Genomic DNA, 18,105 nt, shown 5'->3' with positions numbered 1-18,105 from the left:
CTGTGAGTTCGCGCACGCCACGTGCAGTGGGCGCGGACTACCGGCGAACCGCCGCCCGCGGCCTTAGGATCGCTGCCATGAGGCAGCCGAACATCGCCCGCGCCGCAACGATTCTGGCTGGATCGGCGGTGGCCCTGGTGGTCGGATCCGGCGCGCACGCGCACGCGGCGACGGTCGAATTCCCGCAAGTGCCCACGCTCGCGCGCGGTGGTCTGTGCTGGACCAGCATCCGCACCTGGGCCGACACCGGTCCCGAATGGCCGGGGCGCGCCATCCTGAACGTCCGGGCGCTGCCGGTCAGCGGCATCGGGCCCGGCATCTACCCCCTGGCGCCCCTGTGCGAGGTCCGCACCACCGTGGCGTGGCGCAACGTCACCACCGGCGCGACGGGTAGCTACGACAACCTCGTGGTCACCGGCATCTACGGCAGCATCCAGTACGCGCTGTTCCAGGACACCGGCCCCGGCCTGGTGGAGGTCACCGTCTCCACCGACGCGGCGAGCATCCCCGCTCGCGGCAGCTTCGTGGTCCCTGGCTGACGTCGGCCGGTTCGACGGACTCGGCGCGCACCGTGACAGCGCCACGGCGTGGCACCGCATGGTCCTCGGCCGACGTCAGCCCGGCCACCCGGACTCGGCACCGACACCCACGTCAGACGCCCGCGGCCATGCCCGGTGATCCCGAGCCCGTCACACCGGCCAGCAGCCGGCGCCCGGGCGAGGCGGGCGCCCGACGAGCGCCGATTCGTCGTCACTGGTCGTCCGGACGGGATTTCGTAAAATCGCTGGCGTGAGCGCACCTCGGTCTCGCCGGCGCGCCGCGGCGATCACCGGTGCGGCGGCCATGCTCGCCGGTTCCGGAGCGGGAACCGCATGGTGGGCGACCTACCGCCTGCTCATGGCGCAAGCGGGCGTCGCGCGCGGGATGATCGGCCGGGACACCTCGAAGCCGCCGGAGGCCGACGGCATCTACACCGCGGGCTGCGCGGAGCCCGAGCCCTGGCGCACCGGCAAGCACGCCGACCTGCACCTGATGATCTTCGGCGACTCCACCGCGGCGGGCCTCGGCTGCACGGTGGCCGACGAGGTGCCGGGCGTGCGCCTGGCCCGTGGTCTCGCCGAGGCGACCGGGCAGCGGGTCCGCCTGAGCACCAAGGCGATCTCCGGCGCCACGTCCAAGGGCCTGGCCGGCCAGGTGGACGCGATGTTCGTCGCGGGGCCGCCGCCGGATGCCGCGGTCATCCTCGTCGGCGCCAACGACGTCACCAAGAAGCACTCGATCCGCGCGTCCGCGCGCAGGCTCGCCGCCGCCGTCGCCCGGCTGCGCCGCGCCGACGCGGTGGTGGTGGTCGGGACCTGTCCGAATCTCGGCACGGTGGCGGCCATTCCCCAGCCGCTGCGCACCGTCGTGCAGAACTGGAGCGTGCGACTGGCCAAGGCGCAGCATGTGGCGACGACGATCGCGGGCGGGCACCCGGTGCGCATGGGCTACCTGCTCGCGCCCGAGTTCCGCGCCGCACCAGAGCGTCTGTTCGCCGCCGACGGATTCCACCCGTCGGCCGCCGGCTACGAACTGGCCGCCGCGCAATTGCTCCCGGTGCTGCTGGAGGCACTGGGCGGGACAGGCGCTTCCGGTACCCGACGGCGAGACGTAGATTCGGTACGAACCCGCGAGTAACGCTCCGGTTCGTCAGAACCGTCCGACCCAAGGAGTCCTCATGCCTGAGGCCGTCATCGTTTCGACCGCACGCTCCCCGATCGGCCGGGCCCGTAAGGGTTCGCTGGTCGACCTGCGGCCCGACGATCTGACCACGCAGATTGTGCGGGCAGCGCTCGACAAGGTGCCTGCCCTGGACCCCGCCCAGATCGACGACCTGATCCTGGGCTGCGGCTCGCCGGGTGGTGAGCAGGGCTTCAACATCGCCCGCGTCGTCGCCGTCCAGCTGGGCTACGACTTCGTGCCGGGTACCACCGTGCACCGCTACTGCGCGTCGTCGCTGCAGTCCACCCGGATGGCCTTCCACGCGATCAAGGCGGGCGAGGGCGACGTGTTCATCTCCGCGGGCGTGGAGACCGTGTCGCGGTATGTGAACGGTTCGGCCGACAGCTGGCCTAACACGCAGAATCCGCTGTTCGCCGAGGCGCAGCAGCGCACCGCGAAGACCGCCGAGGGCGGCGCGGGCATCTGGCACGACCCGCGCGAGGACGGCCTGATCCCGGATGTCTACATCGCGATGGGGCAGACCGCCGAGAACGTGGCGACCTCCACCGGAATCACTCGCGAGGACCAGGACCGCTGGGGCGTGCGCTCGCAGAACCGCGCCGAGGAAGCGATCAAGAACGGCTTCTTCGAGCGGGAGATCACCCCGGTCACGCTGCCGGACGGCACCGTGGTGAGCAAGGACGACGGCCCCCGCGCCGGGGTCACCTACGAGGCGGTCTCGGCGCTGAAGCCGGTGTTCCGCCCGGACGGCACCGTCACCGCGGGCAACTGCTGCCCGCTCAACGACGGCGCCGCGGCGCTGGTCGTCATGAGCGACACCAAGGCCAAGGAACTCGGGCTGACGCCGCTGGCGCGGGTCGTGTCCACCGGCGTGTCCGGCCTGTCGCCGGAGATCATGGGCCTGGGCCCGATCGAGGCGTGTAAGCGCGCGCTGGCGCTGGCGGGCAAGACCATCGATGACATCGATCTGGTCGAGATCAACGAGGCGTTCGCGGTGCAGGTGCTCGGCTCGGCCCGGGAGTTGAAGATCGACGAGGACAAGCTGAACGTCTCCGGCGGCGCGATCGCGCTGGGCCACCCGTTCGGCATGACCGGCGCCCGGATCACGACCACGCTGATCAACAACCTGCAGACCTACGACAAGCAGTTCGGTCTGGAGACGATGTGCGTCGGCGGCGGCCAGGGCATGGCGATGGTCATCGAACGCCTCAGCTGATCCGCAGATGAGAAGGGCGGTCGCCGGGTAACCCGGCGACCGCCCTTCTCGCTATGGCTAGTCGTTCTGGAAGTAGCTCAGCAACCGCAGGATCTCGACGTACAGCCAGACCAGGGTGACGGTGAGGCCGAGGGCGACGCCCCAGGCCGCCCGCTCCGGAGCCTGCGCCCGGATCAGCTGATCGGCGGCGTCGAAGTCGAGCAGGAAGCTGAACGCGGCGATGGCGATGACCACCAGACTGAACACGATCGCCAGCGGGCCGCCGTCGCGCAGGCCGAGGCCGCCGTCGATGAAGAAGCTCGCGACCAGGTTGCCCAGCATCAGCACCAGGATGCCGATCATGGCGCCGACGATGATCCTGGTGAAGCGCGGCGTCACCCGGATGGCGCCGGTCTTGTAGACCACCAGCATGCCCGCGAAGACACCGAAGGTGCCGAGCACCGCCTGACCGATCAGGGCGCTACCGCCGACCCCGCCGAACTCGACGTTGGTGAACATGAACGACAGCGCACCCAGGAACAAGCCCTCTGCAACGGCGTAGGACAACACGAGCACCGGGTTGTCCATCTTGTTCGCGAAGGTCGCGACCAGCACCAGCACCAGGCCGACCAGGCCGCCGACGATCACGAACAGCGGCGCGAGCGAGGTGTTCGCGTTGGTGAGGCCGTAGGAGACGATCGCGGACAGGGCCAGCACCGCCAGGGTGATGCCCGTCTTGGTCACCACGTCGTCGATGGTCATCGAGCGCGTGGTGGGCGGAGCCTGCTGGTAGGGCTGCGGGTACTGGCCCTGGCCCTGCGGGTACTGGCCGTACTGGTTGCCGAACTGTCCCGCGGAGGTCACGCCGGAACCGAAGCTGGCGTATCCACCGCCCTCCTGCCTGGGCAGGTTCCTGAAAACCGGATTGCTCGTGGTACGCATGAACGGCGTCCCTTTCTGGAGTCGTTGCCGCTGTTCATCGAGTTCCTTCACTCGATATCCAACTGCCCTGTCCAACGTTTGTCATCCGTCGCGAGTTCCCGGGGAGTCTCGCGGAGCCGGACAATTCGGACTCTACCGCTGCCGCGGGTCGTGCAAGCCACGCACCGAACGAGTCACGGTGAATTTCCGGTTGCGGCCCATCACCTCGGTCCGGCCCACCATCCGTTCGACCACGGCCCGATAGTTCAGATGTGAGTTGTACACCGTCCACAGCTCGCCGCCCGGGCGCAGCACCCGCCCGGTCTCGGCGAACATCTTGATCGCCGATCCGGTGTGCACGGCCGCGCCGACATGGAACGGCGGATTGCACAGCACGAGGTCGGCGCTGTTGTCCGCGGCCGAGGACATGGCGTCGTCGCGTACCACGCACACCCGGTCGGCGACCCCGTTCGCCTCGGTGGTGGCTCGCGCCGACGCGACCGCCGCGGCGGATTGATCGGTGGCGATCACCTTGATGCCCGGCCGCGCCGTCGCCAGCGCCACGGCCAGGATGCCGGTGCCGCAGCCGAGATCGATGGCGTCGCGCGCGTCCGGCTTCATCAGTCTCAGGTGCTCGAGCAGGAATCTGGTGCCGATGTCCAGGCGGGCACCGGAGAACGCCGCACCGTGCGCGACCACCTCGAAACCGAGTTCGTCCAGCCGCTCGCGCACCGGAAACGCCTGTTCGGCCACGGGTTTGGGTCCGGCGACCAGCAGCGTCCGCGACTTCTGCCTGCCGCGGCTGGCGCGCACCTCGGAGAACGACTGCGCGAGAACCTCGTTCATCGACTTGGTCAGATACTTGTCTCGCCCGCCCGCGTACACCTCGACCGCCGGATCCGCGTAGCGGGCGATGGCGTCGGCCACCTCGGCCAGCCCGGCGAGTACACGGGGCAGGCGAAGCAGGACCACCTGGGCGTCGCGCAGCAACCCTGGACCGAGGGGATGCGCCGTGTAGCGATCCGACAGTCCCGCCGCACGCGCGTTGTTGGCGAGGGCGAGTTCGCCGGTGAGCAGGTCTTGATGTACCCGGACGTCGCGCAGATCGTGCCCCGCGATGGCGCCGAGGGTCAGCGCACCATAGGCGTCACCGATAACGGCTACTTTGCCGCTATCGACGGTCGACAGGGCGTCGGCCGCGACGTCGAGGATCAGCCGATCGGCGGCATCCACCGCGTAGAGGTTCAGCGCCTCCACGTCCGGGTACCGCCGCAGCCGGCTCAGTACGTCCTCGACATCTCCCACACCTCAAGTGTGCTAGATCGTTGCCGTAAGGCCGCGCCCACCCCGGCCAATCGATCGTGTCGCGTTCCCGGCATGGCGGCTTGCGCGCTGAACCGCGTCAGGACAGGGCTTTTGGCCGGAACTTCGAGCAGCAGTCGGGAGGCGACGAGTTCGAGCGCACGAGCCCGGCAGCCGGAAAGCGCGAGCGCTCGCACGGCGCCGGGTGTGCGACGGGGCACGGTGACGGCGCCGGGTGGTCGTCAGTTCCAAGCGGGAGCACCGCTGACTCGAAGAGATGAACGGCAGTCCGAGTGTGCCGTACCAGCCCCGAAGTGCGATCGCTACGCGAAGCGGAGAATGCGGTCCACCCGAAAGATCCTGCGCCGACATCGGTTACCGCAGCCGCAGCGCACGATGGACGCCGATTGCCCGGCTCGATGAGAGGACGATCGGGCTCCGACACTCGCTGCACACGTCAGGCCAGGGTCCTTACGCACCGAATACAAGCTAGGGCAATCGGATAGCAATCAGACCTGCCGGACCGGCGGACCGGCAGGCTCCGCGATCGCCCGCACACGTGCGCACGTCATCGACCGGCCCGGGGCGAATCAGCCGCAACGCGCTCCGGTTACGCCATTCGACGCGTTCCGCTGAGTAGCATCAGCCCATGCGCAACAGGATGGTGTTCCTGGCCGCGGCCGCTACGGCACTGCTCACGGGCTGCGGTGACGGCGGGGCGGGGCCGGGCCTCCCGGTCGCCTCGACGACCCGGACATCCGCCGCGGCGGCGCAGGCCCCGGTCCCGGGCGACGCCGCGCCGAAGCAGGGCCAGCCCTCCGGTGACGCGGCGCTCACGGTGACCGACGTTCGCCTGGGGCGTCAAGCCGGTTTCGATCGCGTGGTCTACGAACTCGGCGGCGTCGGCACGCCCGGCTGGGTCGTCCGGTACACCGACCGCGCCGTGCAGGACGGCAGTGGCAACCCGGTGGACGTGGCGGGCCGGTCGATCCTGGAAGTGCGGATTCTCGGCTCCGCCTATCCGTTCGACAGTGGCGTGACACCGTACGCGGGCCCCGACCCGGCGGTGAATCCGGACGTCCCCGGCATCGCGGGTGTCTATCGGACGACCGTGTACGAGGGCGTCACGCAGTCGTTCATCGGCGTGCAGGCCGACCGGCCCGCTTTCACCGTCACCGCGCTGGCCAACCCCACCCGGCTGGTCGTGGACATCACCAGCCCGTAGATACGGGTACCCCGTATGCCGCGAACCACCGGCTAGACTCGGTACTCGTGGTCGATCACCGCAGACTCCGCGCCGCCGGGCCGTCCCGGCTGCTCGGGCTGCTGACGCTCCTGCTCGGGGTCGTCGCCATGCATTCGGTGATCTTCGGAGCCTCGGAACACGTCCATATCGCCGGTGCGCACGTCGCCGCGACGCTCGTCCCCGCGGCCGACAACCCTGGGGCGGCTGCCGCTCCTCGCCACGCCACCGGTCACGAGGCGACCAGCTCGCACCATGCGACATCGCCACGCCCGTCGAGCGGCCACGATCGACTTCGGTCGCAGGACCCCGCTCACCTTGCGGACGGTGATTTCCTCCGCGCGGCGCATACACCGGTAGTCGCGCCCGGCGATTTCTTCGCCGGGCGAGCGATCGCGGCTGTAGACACGGCCGCGCACGCCGAAATCGGGCGAGCGCTCGCCGCCACCGCAGCGCGGACCGGAACCCCGCCAGCACTCGCCGCCACCGCATCACACAGCGGAACCGCACCAGTCCTCGTCGCGACGAAGCTTCCCCACTGCGCGGGCGGCGGGTGCGACGGGGGTCACGACATGCGGCACGGCTGCGTTTTCATCCTGGTCGCTTTGCTCATGCTGGGCGCGTTGGTGCTGCTGTACCGGATGGCGGTCGATCGCCCCGGCGCCGGTGCGGCACGGCCGCGGCACTGGCGGGCACGGCGGGAACGACCACCGCCGTGGACCGTGCTCACCTTGGCCGAACTGGCGATTCTGCGGATCTGACAGGTCCGCCGCGGCCGTGTGTCCGAACCACGGTCGCGGCCTCGTCGACTCCGATCCCCAGACTTCGCCCTTCGCAAGGAGCACCCATGTTCATCACTCGTACCCGCTCGGTCCTCGTCCTCGCCGCGGTCGCCGCGGTGGGTCTCGCCGGATGCGGCGACGCCGATACCGGGCACACCACCGAGCACGGCACTTCGGCAACCACCTCGGCGAGCACGAGCGCACCGGCGCGCGCCGAGTACGACGACGCCGACGTGACATTCCTGCAGATGATGTATCCGCATCACGCCCAGGCCGTCGATATGGCGCGGTTGGTGCCGAGCCACACCGACAACCAGCAGTTGCGGGCGCTCGCGACGCAGGTCGAGCAAGCCCAGGCCCCGGAGATGCAGCAGATCACCGCCCTCTTGCAGAGCTTCGGCAAGCCCGCGCCCACCACGAGCGAGGGACACGGCGGCCACGGCATGATGTCCGCCGAACAGATGGCGGCGCTGCGGGCAGCCTCCGGTCCCGATTTCGACCGTCAGTGGCTGACCATGATGATCGAGCACCACCAGGGCGCGATCACCATGGCCGAAACGGAGCTGGCCGACGGCCGGAACGCCGACGCCAAGGCGCTGGCCCAGGCGATCATCGCCGCCCAGCGGGTCGAGATCGAGCAGATGCGGACCATGCTCGGCCAGAGCTGAACCCGGTGACCGCGCCGATATCGGTTGACCATCGATATCGGCGCGGGCGCGCGTGTCCCGCCCGCACGACGTACGGTCGGATCGTCCGGCACTGTCCATCTGTCCCGGCCGGACGTCCGAGGGGAGTGAGGGACCGACCATGCGACGATTCGAACGCGCGGGCCTGCTCGCGGCCGCGGTGGCCGTCACGGCGGGCGTGCTGCTCATCGGCGCCTGCGCACAGCAAGTCTCCGGTACGGCGGAGGTGAACCGGACCGACCTGGCCGCGTACGCCTCCGAGGTCACCTCCTCCTCGGCCGCCGCCTCGTCGTCGCGGGCCGCCGCCGTCGAACGCGCGACCGGCTCGGCCTGTGACGCCTTCCTGGCCGCGAACGGGAGCTCGGTACGGGCGTTCAACGACTACATCGATGCCAGCAACTCCAACGGGCGCGGAGATCCCGATACCGACAGCAAGGCCGACACCGCTGTCTCGACGCTGCGCAACAATGCGCGCTCGGTCGACCAGAACGTGACCAGAGACGTGCCGTCCGCGATCGCCACCCCGCTGCGCGCCTACCGCGACGACACCAACGCCCTGGCCGACACGCTGGCCCGCCGCGCGGACACCGACACTCTCAACACGGCGATCGACCGGTTCAACGCCACCAAGAACACCGCGCTGACGGCCTGCCACGGTCACGGCACACGTTGACCGGCACCTGTTCCGGCCGGTAACCGTCACCTGCGTGCTGGACGGCATCGCCGTGCACGCCGACGGGTGACCCGAGCGCGGAAGTGGGCGGCCTCCTTCTCATCGGTGAGGAATCGCCCTAGGCGGCTATAGCATCTGGCGCGTTTACTGCCACGCGGAACGGGACGAAGATATGACCAGCGGTATCCGGAATCCCCGTCCCCCCGCCCGGAACAGCCGACGCCGCAGGTCAACCGACTCGGCCACACCGACGTTCGCCGCGCTGCTGACCGCAGCGGCGGAGCACAATCCGGACGGCATCGCGGTGCTGTCCGACGACACCGAGATCACCTACCGCGACCTCGACGCCCAGTCGTCCCGCCTGGCTCGCACGCTGCTGGCGGCGGGCGCGGGGCCGGAATCGGCGGTAGCGGTGACACTGCCGCGTTCGCTCGATTCGGTGCTGGCGGTGTGGGCCATCGCGAAGACCGGCGCGGCGTTCGTCCCCATCGATCCGGCACTTCCGTTGTCCCGTATCCGATTCCAGGTATCCGACAGTGGCGTCGTGCTGGGCTTGACGCGCACCGAACATGCGACCGCGCTGCCCGCCGAGGTGCGCTGGCTCGCGTTGGACGATGCCGAGGTGGCCGCGCAGGTGGCGGCGAACCCAGCGAGTCCGATCGCGTATTTCGAACGCCCGGTACGGCTTCGGCCCGCCCACGCGGCCTACGTGATCTACACGTCCGGGTCGACCGGACGCCCGAAAGGCGTCACCGTCACCCATGCCGGGCTGGCCCCGCTGTGTGCCGAACTGGCCACCCGGCACGCGCTGGACAAGGACGCGCGGGTGCTGCACTTCGCGTCACCGAGTTTCGACGCCTCGATCCTGGAGTTGCTGCTCGCGATTTCCGCCGCCGCCACGCTGGTGATCGCCCCGCCGACCCTCTACGGCGGCGCCGCCCTGGTGGAACTGCTGGCGCGGCAGGCCATCACCCACGCCTTCCTCACCCCGTCCGCACTGGCCACCATCGAACCGGCCGGACTGCCCGCCCTGCGCTCGGTCATGGTCGGCGGCGAACCCTGCGCCCCGATGCTGCCACGGCACTGGGCGACCGGCGGGCGCCTCTTTCACAATGCCTACGGCCCGACCGAGTCCACCATCGTGGCGACGCTCAGCCCCGCGATGGCACCGGACGCACCGGTCACCATCGGGTCGGCCGTGCCGGGGATGCGCTGCCAGGTGCTCGATCACCGGCTGCGGCCGGTCGGCACCGGCGTCGTCGGCGAGTTGTACGTGTCGGGGCCCGGGGTGGCGAGGGGATATCACGGGCGACCCGATCTGACCGCGCAACGGTTCCTCGCCGACCCGTTCGGACCGCCCGGCTCCCGGATGTACCGCACCGGCGACCTCGTCCGCCGCACCACCACCGGCGCTCTCGACTATTTCGGCCGGGCCGACGACCAGGTCAAGGTCCGGGGCTTCCGGATCGAACTCGGCGAGATCGACGCGATCCTCTCGACTCGGCCCGGCGTCCGGCTGGCCGTGACCGTCGACCGCAAGACCGCCTCGGGCGAGACCACGCTGGCCGCGTTCGTCCAGCCCGAACCGGGACACGCTCCTGACACCTCGGCTCTGGCCGACGCGCTGGCCACACTGTTGCCGAAATACATGGTGCCGAACACGATCACGGTCGTGGACCGGATCCCGCGCACCCCGACGGGTAAGGCCGACCGGCCCGCGCTGCGCGTGCGTGCCCTCGACGAGCCGGACCATCGGCCCGCCGCCGACCTCGGCGAGGAAACGGTCGCCGAGGTGTTCGCACACGTGCTCGGCCGCGAGCGGTTCAGCGCCGACGCCGACTTCTTCGCGGCGGGCGGCAATTCGCTGCTGGCGACCCAGGTCGCCGCGCGCCTGAGCGAAACCTGGCGGCTGCGCATTCCGCCGCGGCTGGTGTTCGACCATCCGACGGTCACCACCTTGGCGAAGGCCGTTCGCTCGCAGCAGTTCGACACGGCCCGGCCGGTGCTGCGCGCGCAGGCCAGGCCGCAGCGCATCCCGCTGTCACCCGCCCAGCTGCGGTTCTGGCTGCGCAACCAGTTCGACACGACGTCCTCGGTGGACAACATCGGCTTCGCGCTACGGCTGTCGGAACTGGACGTCCCCGCCTTGCGCGCGGCGTTCGCCGACACCGTCGAACGGCACGAGGCGTTGCGCACGAAGTACCCGGCCGACGAGACCGGACCGCGGCAGCTGATCCTCGACACCGACGCTGTGGTGGACGATTTCGCGGTGGAGCAGCTGCCCGACGACGCGGTACCCGACCGGGTACGCGCGATCCTGCGGCACGGGTTCGACGTGTCGGCCGAAGTGCCGCTGCGCGTCCGGCTGCTGCACACCCCCACCGAATACGTCCTGGTCTGTGCTCTGCACCACATCTGCGCGGACGGGTCGTCGCTCGCGCCGCTGGCCCGCGACGTGGCCATGGCCTACGCCGCCCGGAGCGCGGGCGCCGCTCCGGCCTGGCAGCCGCCGGACGTGCAGTACGCCGACTACGCCCTGTGGCAGAAGGAATTACTCGGTTCCCGCGACGACCCGGATTCTCTGCTGTCGCGACAACTGGCGTACTGGACCGCAGAGCTGGCCGGCCTGCCGGACGAACTCGATCTGCCCGCCGACCGGCCCCGCCCACCGGTGGCGACACTGCGCGGCTCGGCCACCCAGCGGTCGGTGCCCGCGACCCTGCACCAGGACCTGCTCACGCTCGCCCGCGCCCACCGGGCGACGCTGTTCATGGTGATGCGCTCGGCGCTCGCCGTGCTGCTGGCCCGCCTGTCCGGCGGCACCGACATCGCGATCGGCGTGCCGATGACCAATCGAGCCGAGCCCGCGCTCGCGGATGTCGTCGGCATGTTCGTCAATACGACTGTCTCCCGGACCAGGATCGAGCCCGCGGAGCGTTTCACCGCTCTGCTGCGCCGCACCAGGGAGCGGGACCTGGTCAACTTCGCGCACTCCGAGGTGCCCTTCGAGCATGTGGTCGACGCGGTCGATCCGACCCGCTCGCCCGGACGGCACCCGCTCTACCAGGTCGGCTTCGCGTTCCAGAACTTCACGCAGGCCACCCTCGAGCTGTCCGGGCCGAGCGTGTCGTTCCTCGACGTGGACGCCGACACGGCGAAGACCGACCTGCACATCGGCGTGGTGGACACCCGCGACGACGACGGCGAGCCCGGCGAGATCATCATCCGATTCGGTTACAGCACCGACTTGTTCGACGAGCACACCGTGCAGCGCTTCCTGGACGGCTACATCCGCATTCTGCGGCAGGTCGCGGCCGAGCCCGGCGCAGTCGTCGGGGACATCGACATCATGGACCCGGTCGAGCACAAGCGCATCCGGTCGTGGGGAGCCGGAGCCGAGCACGCCGTCCCGGCCGAGCCGCTCACCGCGGCGACGGCGCGGCATGCCGCGGCGACGCCGGACGCGATCGCCGTGGTGTGCGGGCCGGAGACGCTGACCTACGCGCACCTGTGCGAGCGCTCCGCGCGCCTGGCCCGCTGGCTGATCGAGCGGGGCGTGGGACCGGAGAGCGTCGTGGCGGTGGCGATGCGGCGGTCGATCCAGCAGGTCGTCGCGCTGCAGGCGATCGTGGCGGCGGGCGCGGCCTGGGTGCCGATCGATCCCGGCCATCCGGCCGAACGCATCCGGTACGTGCTCGAGTCGGCGTCGCCACGGTGTGTGCTGACCACCGCCGCGGACGACTTCACGGTCACCGAGGCGTACGACATCGATGCCCTGGATCTCGACCGCTTCGGCTGCGAACCCGTGCGCGACACCGAGCGCCGGGCGCGCTGGCACGCCGACCACCCCGCCTACCTCATCTACACCTCCGGCTCGACCGGTCGCCCCAAGGGCGTGGCGGTCAGCCATCGGGCGATCGTGCACCAGCTCGCCTGGATGCAGGCCGAGTACCGCGTCGACGCCACCGACGTCTATCTGCACAAGACCCCCGCGACCTTCGACGTGTCGCTGTGGGGCTACTTCCTGCCTTTGCGCGCGGGTGCACGGCTGGTGCTGGCCGGCCCGGAGGAGCATCGCGACCCGGCGGCACTGGGCCGACTGATCGCCGAGCATCGGGTGACCCTCACCGATTTCGTTCCCGCGATGCTCACCGTCTTCGCCCAGCACGCGACAAACGACGAATTGTCTTCGCTCCGAGATATTTTCGTCATCGGCGAGGCACTGCCCCCGGAGACCGCGCGGGCCTTCGCGAGTGTGAGCGGGGCCGGGTTGCACAACCTGTACGGACCCACCGAGGCCGCGGTGAGCATCACCCGGCACGCCGTCTCGGCAGCCGACCACACCTCCCCTACTGTCTCCATCGGTGTGCCGGAGTGGAATTCGCGGTGCCAGGTCCTGGACGGTCGTCTGCGGCCGGTTCCGGTGGGTGTGGCGGGCGAACTGTACCTGGGTGGCGTTCAGCTGGCCCGGGGTTATCACGGCGCATCCGGCCTGACCGCGGCCCGGTTCGTCGCCGATCCGTCGCATCCCGGCGAGCGGATGTACCGGACCGGTGACCTCGTGCGATGGAACCGCGGCGGCAACCTCGACTATCTGGGTCGCACCGACTTCCAGGTCAAGGTCCGCGGCCATCGCATCGAACTCGGTGAGATCGAAGCCGCACTGCTGGCCGATCCGGCGGTGGGCCGGGCCGCGGTGGCGGTCAAGGGCTCCGATGCCGGAGACCGGCTGGTCGGCTATGTGGTCGCCGCGCCGGGAGCCACGGTCGACCCGGACGCGGTGCGGCACTCGGTCGCTCGGGTGCTGCCCGGATACATGGTGCCGTCAGCGGTGCTGGCGCTGGACGCCTTCCCGGTGAACACCAGCGGGAAGCTCGACCGAGCCGCACTGCCCCAGCCGGTGTTCGCCGCACGCACCGAGGTGCGCCCCGGCACTCCGCTGGAGCGCGCGATCGCGGAGGTCTTCGCCGAGGTGCTCGCGGTGTCGCCGATCGGCGTCGGCGACGACTTCTTCGAGCTCGGCGGATCGTCACTGCTCGCGTTCACGCTGCACCAGCGACTGTCGGACCGGCTGCGGCGCGACGTGCCGATGTCGGCGATCCTCGCGGCCCCGACCGTGGGCGGCCTCGCGGCGCGGTTGGCCGGCGAGTGCGCCCCCACCGCTCCCACGCCGGAACGCGACGCCGTGCTGGAGCCGGAGATCGGCATCGGCGGATGCCGGCCGGCGCACTCCGGGCCGCCGCAGGAGGTGCTGCTGACCGGCGCGACCGGCTTCCTCGGCGCCCACCTGCTGCAAGAATTGCTGGACCGCACCGACGCGCGAGTGTGGTGCGTGGTGCGCGCCGACGACGCCGAGGAAGGCATCGACCGGATCCTGGCCGCGCTGAGCCGCTACCGGCTCGCCGGGACGACCGCCGCGGAGCGGATCGTCGTCGTCGCGGGAGACCTCACCGCGCCGCGCCTCGGCCTCGGCCCCGCCGACTACGAGTGCTTGGCCGACAGCATCGACGTGATCTACCACAACGGCGCGCGCGTCAATCACGTCGACCCCTACGCCCGGCTCCGGCAGGCCAACGTCGAAGGCACGCGAGAACTGCTGCGGCTGGCGACCACCCGGCGAGTCAAGCCGTTCCACTTGGTCTCCACCATGGGTGCGGCCGTCGCCGCCGCGCCGAAGTCGCCGGTGGTCACCGAGGACGTCCGGCTGGGCGCCGATCAGGTGTCCGGCAACGGCTACCTCGCGTCCAAATGGGTCGCCGAGGAGCTGGTCCGGCAGGCCGGCGAGCGCGGCGTGCCCATCGCCATCTACCGCCCTGGCACCATCTGCGGGTGCCCCGAGGTCGGCGTGAACAGCCCGCAGGACTCGCTGTGGAACATGGTGCGAGCCGCCGCGATGCTCGGCATGGCGCCCGACGTCGGCGACGCGACCGTCTCCTTGGTTCCGGTGAGCTACGTGGCGGGCGCGATTGTGGAAATCTCCGTCCGCCCGCGCGCGCGAACCGTCTATCACCTGGTCAACCGAGCCCCGGTGGCGGTCGGCGAGATCCTCGCCAGTCTGCGAGCGCACGGGCTCCCGGTGGCGACGATGCCGGAGGACACCGTGCGTGCGGGCCTGGCCAGGGAAGCGCGGCGGCTCGACGCGCTCGGTGACGATTCGCTGGTGCGTGCGGCACTACTGAGTCATGACTTCGCCCGGCTCGCCGGTCATCTGGACTGGGGCGACGAGCATGCCCGCGCCGCGTTGGCGGGCACCGGGGTGGATTGCCCGCAGGTGGACCGCACGGTGGTGGACACCTTCGTGCGGGAGTTCATCGAGTCAGGTTTCCTGCCCGTGGACTGAGGATGCTCAGTACCCCGGCGGCGCGGCGGCGGGCTCCTCGCTGCGCCGGCGGGCCTGGGCTCGTGCGCGCACCTGCTCCAGCACGATCATGCCCACACCGGCCAGCAGGAAGACGGCCGCGATGATCGCGGCGACGACGGACGAACGGGCCAGCCCGGAGCCCGCGAGCACCGCGGCGGCTATCGCACCGGCCGCCGCGAGCAGCAGCAACCCGAACCCCGCCCAGTTCCTGGTGTCGGCCAGCGTCGATCCCGGCGGCGGCGCGGGGTCGCGCGCGATGTCCGGAGCGTCATCGATGGGAGGTATCTCCCATGGTCCGTCGTCCGCTGTCACTGGTGTTTCCTCCCGCCGCGATACCGGCCGCTGTCGCGGTATCTGATGCGGGAAGGATGCCCGGATCGTCTCCACCGAAACGCGATCGCGGACACACCCCGGACCGGGACGTGGCTTCAGTTGTATGTCTTGGTGACTCCGTCGAGCAGATGCTCCAGGGTGTCGTAGGTCGGGGTGGCGACGACGTCCAGCAGCTCCGCGGGCACCGGGGCTTTGCGTTCGGCGGCGACCTTCGCGAACTGCGCGCCGTCGTTGGTGCGGAAGCCGTGCTCGGCGGCCAGCCGCTGCAACTCCGGATCCGTGGACAGCAGGCGGCCCAGCCGGTCGCCGGTCGCGCCGAACGGCACCAGCGTGTGCCGGGACAGCACCGTCGGAGACGGGTACAGCAGCGTCATCTCGGGTTTCACCTGGCCGCGCACGATCGCCTCGACGTACTGCGCCTCGTAGATCCACGCCATCGGCGTCGGGCCCATCCCGGTGGCGAGGTAGTTGTTGAACGGGCCCTCGGTGGTGTTCTCGGTGTACCCCTGGCCCACGAACAGCCGCGACACCGCGGGCAGGACGGCCTGCTCGGCGGCCGGTCCCTGCACGATCGTGTTGTTGTTCGCGACATAGCTGGCGGCGGCCAGATACATGGCCGCCGAATTCGAGCTGCGCGGATCGGTGGTGGAGATCAGGATGTTCTTGCGCACCGGGTACGCGGCGTTGTCGGGCAGCTCGTCCCAGCGGGTTCCGTTGCGGACGATTTCGAGGTAGCGGCGCAGGTCCAGCGTCGGCACCGGGCCGGGGCGCAGCGCTCCCGCCTTGGCGAGCAGTTCGGTGATCGGCGTGAACGTCGCGATGGCCATCGGCGAGGAGAACGGCGTGTATTTCGCGGTGACGTTGCGCTGCCGCTGGATTCGCTCGGCCGCCTGTTCACTGGACGGGAAAGCGAAATCGAATTTCGCGAGATCGATGGACGTGGCGATCTGGCGCGACCCGGCGGGCTCGACCTCGACCCGGACGCCGTTGCGCGCCAGCGCGTCGATCACCTTCTGGTCCTGGAAGAAACCCATCTTCTCGGACCCGACCACGCCATGGACGACGGTGAGCGGCGCGGCGGGAGAAGGCGCGGCAGCGGGCGCCTCGGGAGCGGGTTGCCGCACAGCAAGAGCGACGGCGATCACCGTCAGGATGACGACGGCACCTACCACATACGGTGCGAAACGCTTCTTCGACGACCACACCGCACGCAATTCCGAGATTCTTCCCGAAAAGGTCGCGGAGGGCGCCTGCGCCTTGTCCATCGGGACCGTAGTGGGCTGGACTTCCGCTTCGGGGGACTTCTCCAACTCCCGTCGCACCACCCGCTCGACCAGAATGGGAACGAATTGCCGCACCGGGTGGCCCTCGAACTTCTTTCGCGCCGCCCCTACCGTGCTCTGGATATGCTCCGGAGAATAAGTCTCGGTGTAGTTTTCGACCAGCCGCTCCGTCATCTGACGGATCGCCTGTTCCTCTCGGACGGTATCGACAACCACCACAGTCTCCTCGGCGTCGGGGGGTAACGCGGCAGCGTCTCCGGCCTGCACCGCGCCGGCCAACACTAGCCCCATCATGTTGCCGCCGACATCCGGGCAGACTTCCCGCCGATGAACGATTTCGCCTGCGCCGGTGCGTATCCCACGTCGTCTCGCACGTCTGTCCGCCCAGCTCACAGGCCCTGCGAACCGCTCGAGCGCGGTGCACGCGACAGCCCGCCTACACCGGCCCGGGACCCGAACTCGCCATGCAGAATTCAATGGGCAATCTCCGAGCCGCCACCACGTGTTGTATTCCCGTTTCCCACCGCCGCAGGGCTTCACGTCGCAGTCGTCGCGCTTCCGCACCCAGCCGACGGCCGCACGTGCGGCACCGAAGTTACTTTCCGGTAGCGCCGACCGGGAAGTTGACGATATCGTCAGCGTATTTGCCGTCGAAAGGAGCGTCATGTCTCGGGTCGCCGTGGTCACCGGTGCGTCGTCCGGAATCGGGAAGGCTACGGCCGCCGCACTGGCCGGGCGGGGGTACCGGGTGATCGGCACCAGCCGGAATCCCGACGCCATCGGCTCCGACGCCGTGCTGCCGGGCGTCGAATACCGGGCGCTCGACCTCACCGATACGGCCTCGATCGATGCCTTCGCGGCCGGTCTGGACCAGGTCGACGTCTTGGTGAACAACGCGGGCGAGAGCCAGGCGGGCCCGCTCGCCGAACTGCCCACCGACGCCGTCGAGCGACTGTTCCAGCTCAACGTGCTCGGTCCGGTCGCGTTGACCAAAGCGGTGTTGCCCGGCATGCGGGAACGCCGATACGGGCGCGTCGTCATGGTCGGCTCGATGCTCGCCAGCTTCCCGATGCCCTACCGCTCCTCCTACGTCGCCACCAAGGCGGCACTGCGCGGCTTCGCGGTCGCCGCCCGCTTCGAGGAATCCCCCTTCGGCGTCTGGATCACCGCGGTCGAGCCCGGCCAGATCGACACCGGCCTCCGCGAACGTCGCACCAAATACCTCACCGAAGGCTCGCCCCACACCGCCGACTTCACCACTTTCATGGCGAAACTCGACGAAAACCAAGCCAAAGGCATCACCCCCGAAAAGGTCGCCACCACGATCGTCAAAGCAATAGAAGCCGACCGCCCCCACCCCCTCTACGCCGTAGGCAGCAACGCCCCCGCCCTCTTCACCCTCCGCCGCCTCCTCCCCCGCACCGCCATGGAACGCATCATCGCCCGCGCCCACGGCCTTTCGCGTTGACGGATTGCGGCCCGTGAGGCCCGCTACCCACCTCCATCGCGCACCGCAGCTGCGTAGCCCCCACACCACAGAGTCGATGGGCGCAGACGATTCACCGGCCGCGCTCGATTCCCGGCGCCGTTCCTAGCGCGGTTCC

General features: G+C 70.0%; 13 protein-coding genes. 9 read left to right on the top strand and 4 right to left on the bottom strand.

Annotation, left to right across the window (positions count from 1 at the left end):
- The first annotated feature begins 77 nt into the window (after positions 1–77).
- The 3 genes from QMG86_RS03400 (at position 78) to QMG86_RS03390 (ending at position 2,938) form a co-directional block, all read left to right on the top strand.
- Entirely contained in the window at positions 78–539 is a 462-nt protein-coding gene (locus QMG86_RS03400) for a hypothetical protein (protein WP_281877618.1), read from the top strand.
- A 304-nt stretch (positions 540–843) separates the two neighbouring features.
- Positions 844–1,677, top strand: a complete 834-nt coding sequence (locus QMG86_RS03395; RefSeq protein WP_281880753.1) for an SGNH/GDSL hydrolase family protein — start codon at positions 844–846, stop codon at positions 1,675–1,677.
- 40 nt (positions 1,678–1,717) lie between these two features.
- On the top strand, positions 1,718–2,938 hold the full coding sequence (locus QMG86_RS03390; protein ID WP_281877617.1) for an acetyl-CoA C-acetyltransferase: 1,221 nt from the start codon (positions 1,718–1,720) through the stop codon (positions 2,936–2,938).
- Between the two features lie 57 nt (positions 2,939–2,995).
- Here QMG86_RS03390 and QMG86_RS03385 read toward each other — a convergent pair whose 3' ends face one another.
- Both QMG86_RS03385 and QMG86_RS03380 read right to left on the bottom strand, forming a co-directional pair.
- A complete protein-coding gene (locus tag QMG86_RS03385; RefSeq protein ID WP_281877616.1) occupies positions 2,996–3,859 on the bottom strand; it encodes a Bax inhibitor-1/YccA family protein in 864 nt (287 codons plus the stop codon).
- 132 nt (positions 3,860–3,991) lie between these two features.
- Positions 3,992–5,143, bottom strand: a complete 1,152-nt coding sequence (locus tag QMG86_RS03380) for a class I SAM-dependent methyltransferase (RefSeq protein WP_281877614.1) — start codon at positions 5,141–5,143, stop codon at positions 3,992–3,994.
- Positions 5,144–5,789: 646 nt separating this feature from the next.
- Here QMG86_RS03380 and QMG86_RS03375 point away from each other — a divergent pair.
- The 5 genes from QMG86_RS03375 to QMG86_RS03355 all read left to right on the top strand — a co-directional run bounded on the left by QMG86_RS03375 (position 5,790) and on the right by QMG86_RS03355 (position 14,864).
- Entirely contained in the window at positions 5,790–6,365 is a 576-nt protein-coding gene (locus QMG86_RS03375) for an AMIN-like domain-containing (lipo)protein (protein WP_281877613.1), read from the top strand.
- Between the two features lie 47 nt (positions 6,366–6,412).
- Positions 6,413–7,144 (top strand): hypothetical protein, encoded by a 732-nt coding sequence (locus QMG86_RS03370; RefSeq protein WP_281877612.1) that lies wholly within the window; start codon positions 6,413–6,415, stop codon positions 7,142–7,144.
- Between the two features lie 86 nt (positions 7,145–7,230).
- Complete coding sequence (locus tag QMG86_RS03365; RefSeq protein ID WP_281877611.1) at positions 7,231–7,833, top strand: DUF305 domain-containing protein; 603 nt, start codon at positions 7,231–7,233, stop codon at positions 7,831–7,833.
- A 139-nt stretch (positions 7,834–7,972) separates the two neighbouring features.
- Positions 7,973–8,524 (top strand): Rv2240c family protein, encoded by a 552-nt coding sequence (locus QMG86_RS03360; protein WP_281877610.1) that lies wholly within the window; start codon positions 7,973–7,975, stop codon positions 8,522–8,524.
- A gap of 172 nt (positions 8,525–8,696) precedes the next feature.
- Positions 8,697–14,864, top strand: coding sequence for a non-ribosomal peptide synthetase (locus tag QMG86_RS03355; RefSeq protein ID WP_281877609.1), 6,168 nt, complete (start codon positions 8,697–8,699; stop codon positions 14,862–14,864).
- 6 nt (positions 14,865–14,870) lie between these two features.
- On the opposite strand, the gene QMG86_RS03350 is transcribed toward QMG86_RS03355, so the two are convergent.
- Together QMG86_RS03350 and QMG86_RS03345 are read right to left on the bottom strand one after the other, a co-directional pair.
- Positions 14,871–15,197, bottom strand: coding sequence for a hypothetical protein (locus QMG86_RS03350; RefSeq protein ID WP_281877608.1), 327 nt, complete (start codon positions 15,195–15,197; stop codon positions 14,871–14,873).
- Positions 15,198–15,313: 116 nt separating this feature from the next.
- On the bottom strand, positions 15,314–16,717 hold the full coding sequence (locus QMG86_RS03345; RefSeq protein WP_281877607.1) for a three-helix bundle dimerization domain-containing protein: 1,404 nt from the start codon (positions 16,715–16,717) through the stop codon (positions 15,314–15,316).
- 448 nt (positions 16,718–17,165) lie between these two features.
- Here QMG86_RS03345 and QMG86_RS03340 point away from each other — a divergent pair, with 448 nt between their 5' ends.
- A complete protein-coding gene (locus QMG86_RS03340; protein ID WP_281877606.1) occupies positions 17,166–17,969 on the top strand; it encodes an SDR family oxidoreductase in 804 nt (267 codons plus the stop codon).
- Positions 17,970–18,105 lie beyond the last annotated feature (136 nt).

The sequence above is a fragment of the Nocardia sputorum genome (genome assembly GCF_027924405.1).
Taxonomy (GTDB): domain Bacteria; phylum Actinomycetota; class Actinomycetes; order Mycobacteriales; family Mycobacteriaceae; genus Nocardia; species Nocardia sputorum.
Note: the sequence above shows the minus strand (reverse complement) of the source record. Positions and strands in the feature narration are given on the sequence as shown.

What these genes read in the sequence shown, in the direction of transcription:
- QMG86_RS03375 (WP_281877613.1), top strand. Translation starts at nt 5,790, where the DNA reads ATGCGCAACAGGATGGTGTTCCTGGCCGCGGCCGCTACGGCACTGCTC.
- QMG86_RS03400 (WP_281877618.1), top strand. Translation starts at nt 78, where the DNA reads ATGAGGCAGCCGAACATCGCCCGCGCCGCAACGATTCTGGCTGGATCG.
- QMG86_RS03385 (WP_281877616.1), bottom strand. Translation starts at nt 3,859, where the DNA reads ATGCGTACCACGAGCAATCCGGTTTTCAGGAACCTGCCCAGGCAGGAG.
- QMG86_RS03365 (WP_281877611.1), top strand. Translation starts at nt 7,231, where the DNA reads ATGTTCATCACTCGTACCCGCTCGGTCCTCGTCCTCGCCGCGGTCGCC.
- QMG86_RS03360 (WP_281877610.1), top strand. Translation starts at nt 7,973, where the DNA reads ATGCGACGATTCGAACGCGCGGGCCTGCTCGCGGCCGCGGTGGCCGTC.
- QMG86_RS03340 (WP_281877606.1), top strand. Translation starts at nt 17,166, where the DNA reads ATGTCTCGGGTCGCCGTGGTCACCGGTGCGTCGTCCGGAATCGGGAAG.
- QMG86_RS03390 (WP_281877617.1), top strand. Translation starts at nt 1,718, where the DNA reads ATGCCTGAGGCCGTCATCGTTTCGACCGCACGCTCCCCGATCGGCCGG.
- QMG86_RS03395 (WP_281880753.1), top strand. Translation starts at nt 844, where the DNA reads ATGCTCGCCGGTTCCGGAGCGGGAACCGCATGGTGGGCGACCTACCGC.
- QMG86_RS03355 (WP_281877609.1), top strand. Translation starts at nt 8,697, where the DNA reads ATGACCAGCGGTATCCGGAATCCCCGTCCCCCCGCCCGGAACAGCCGA.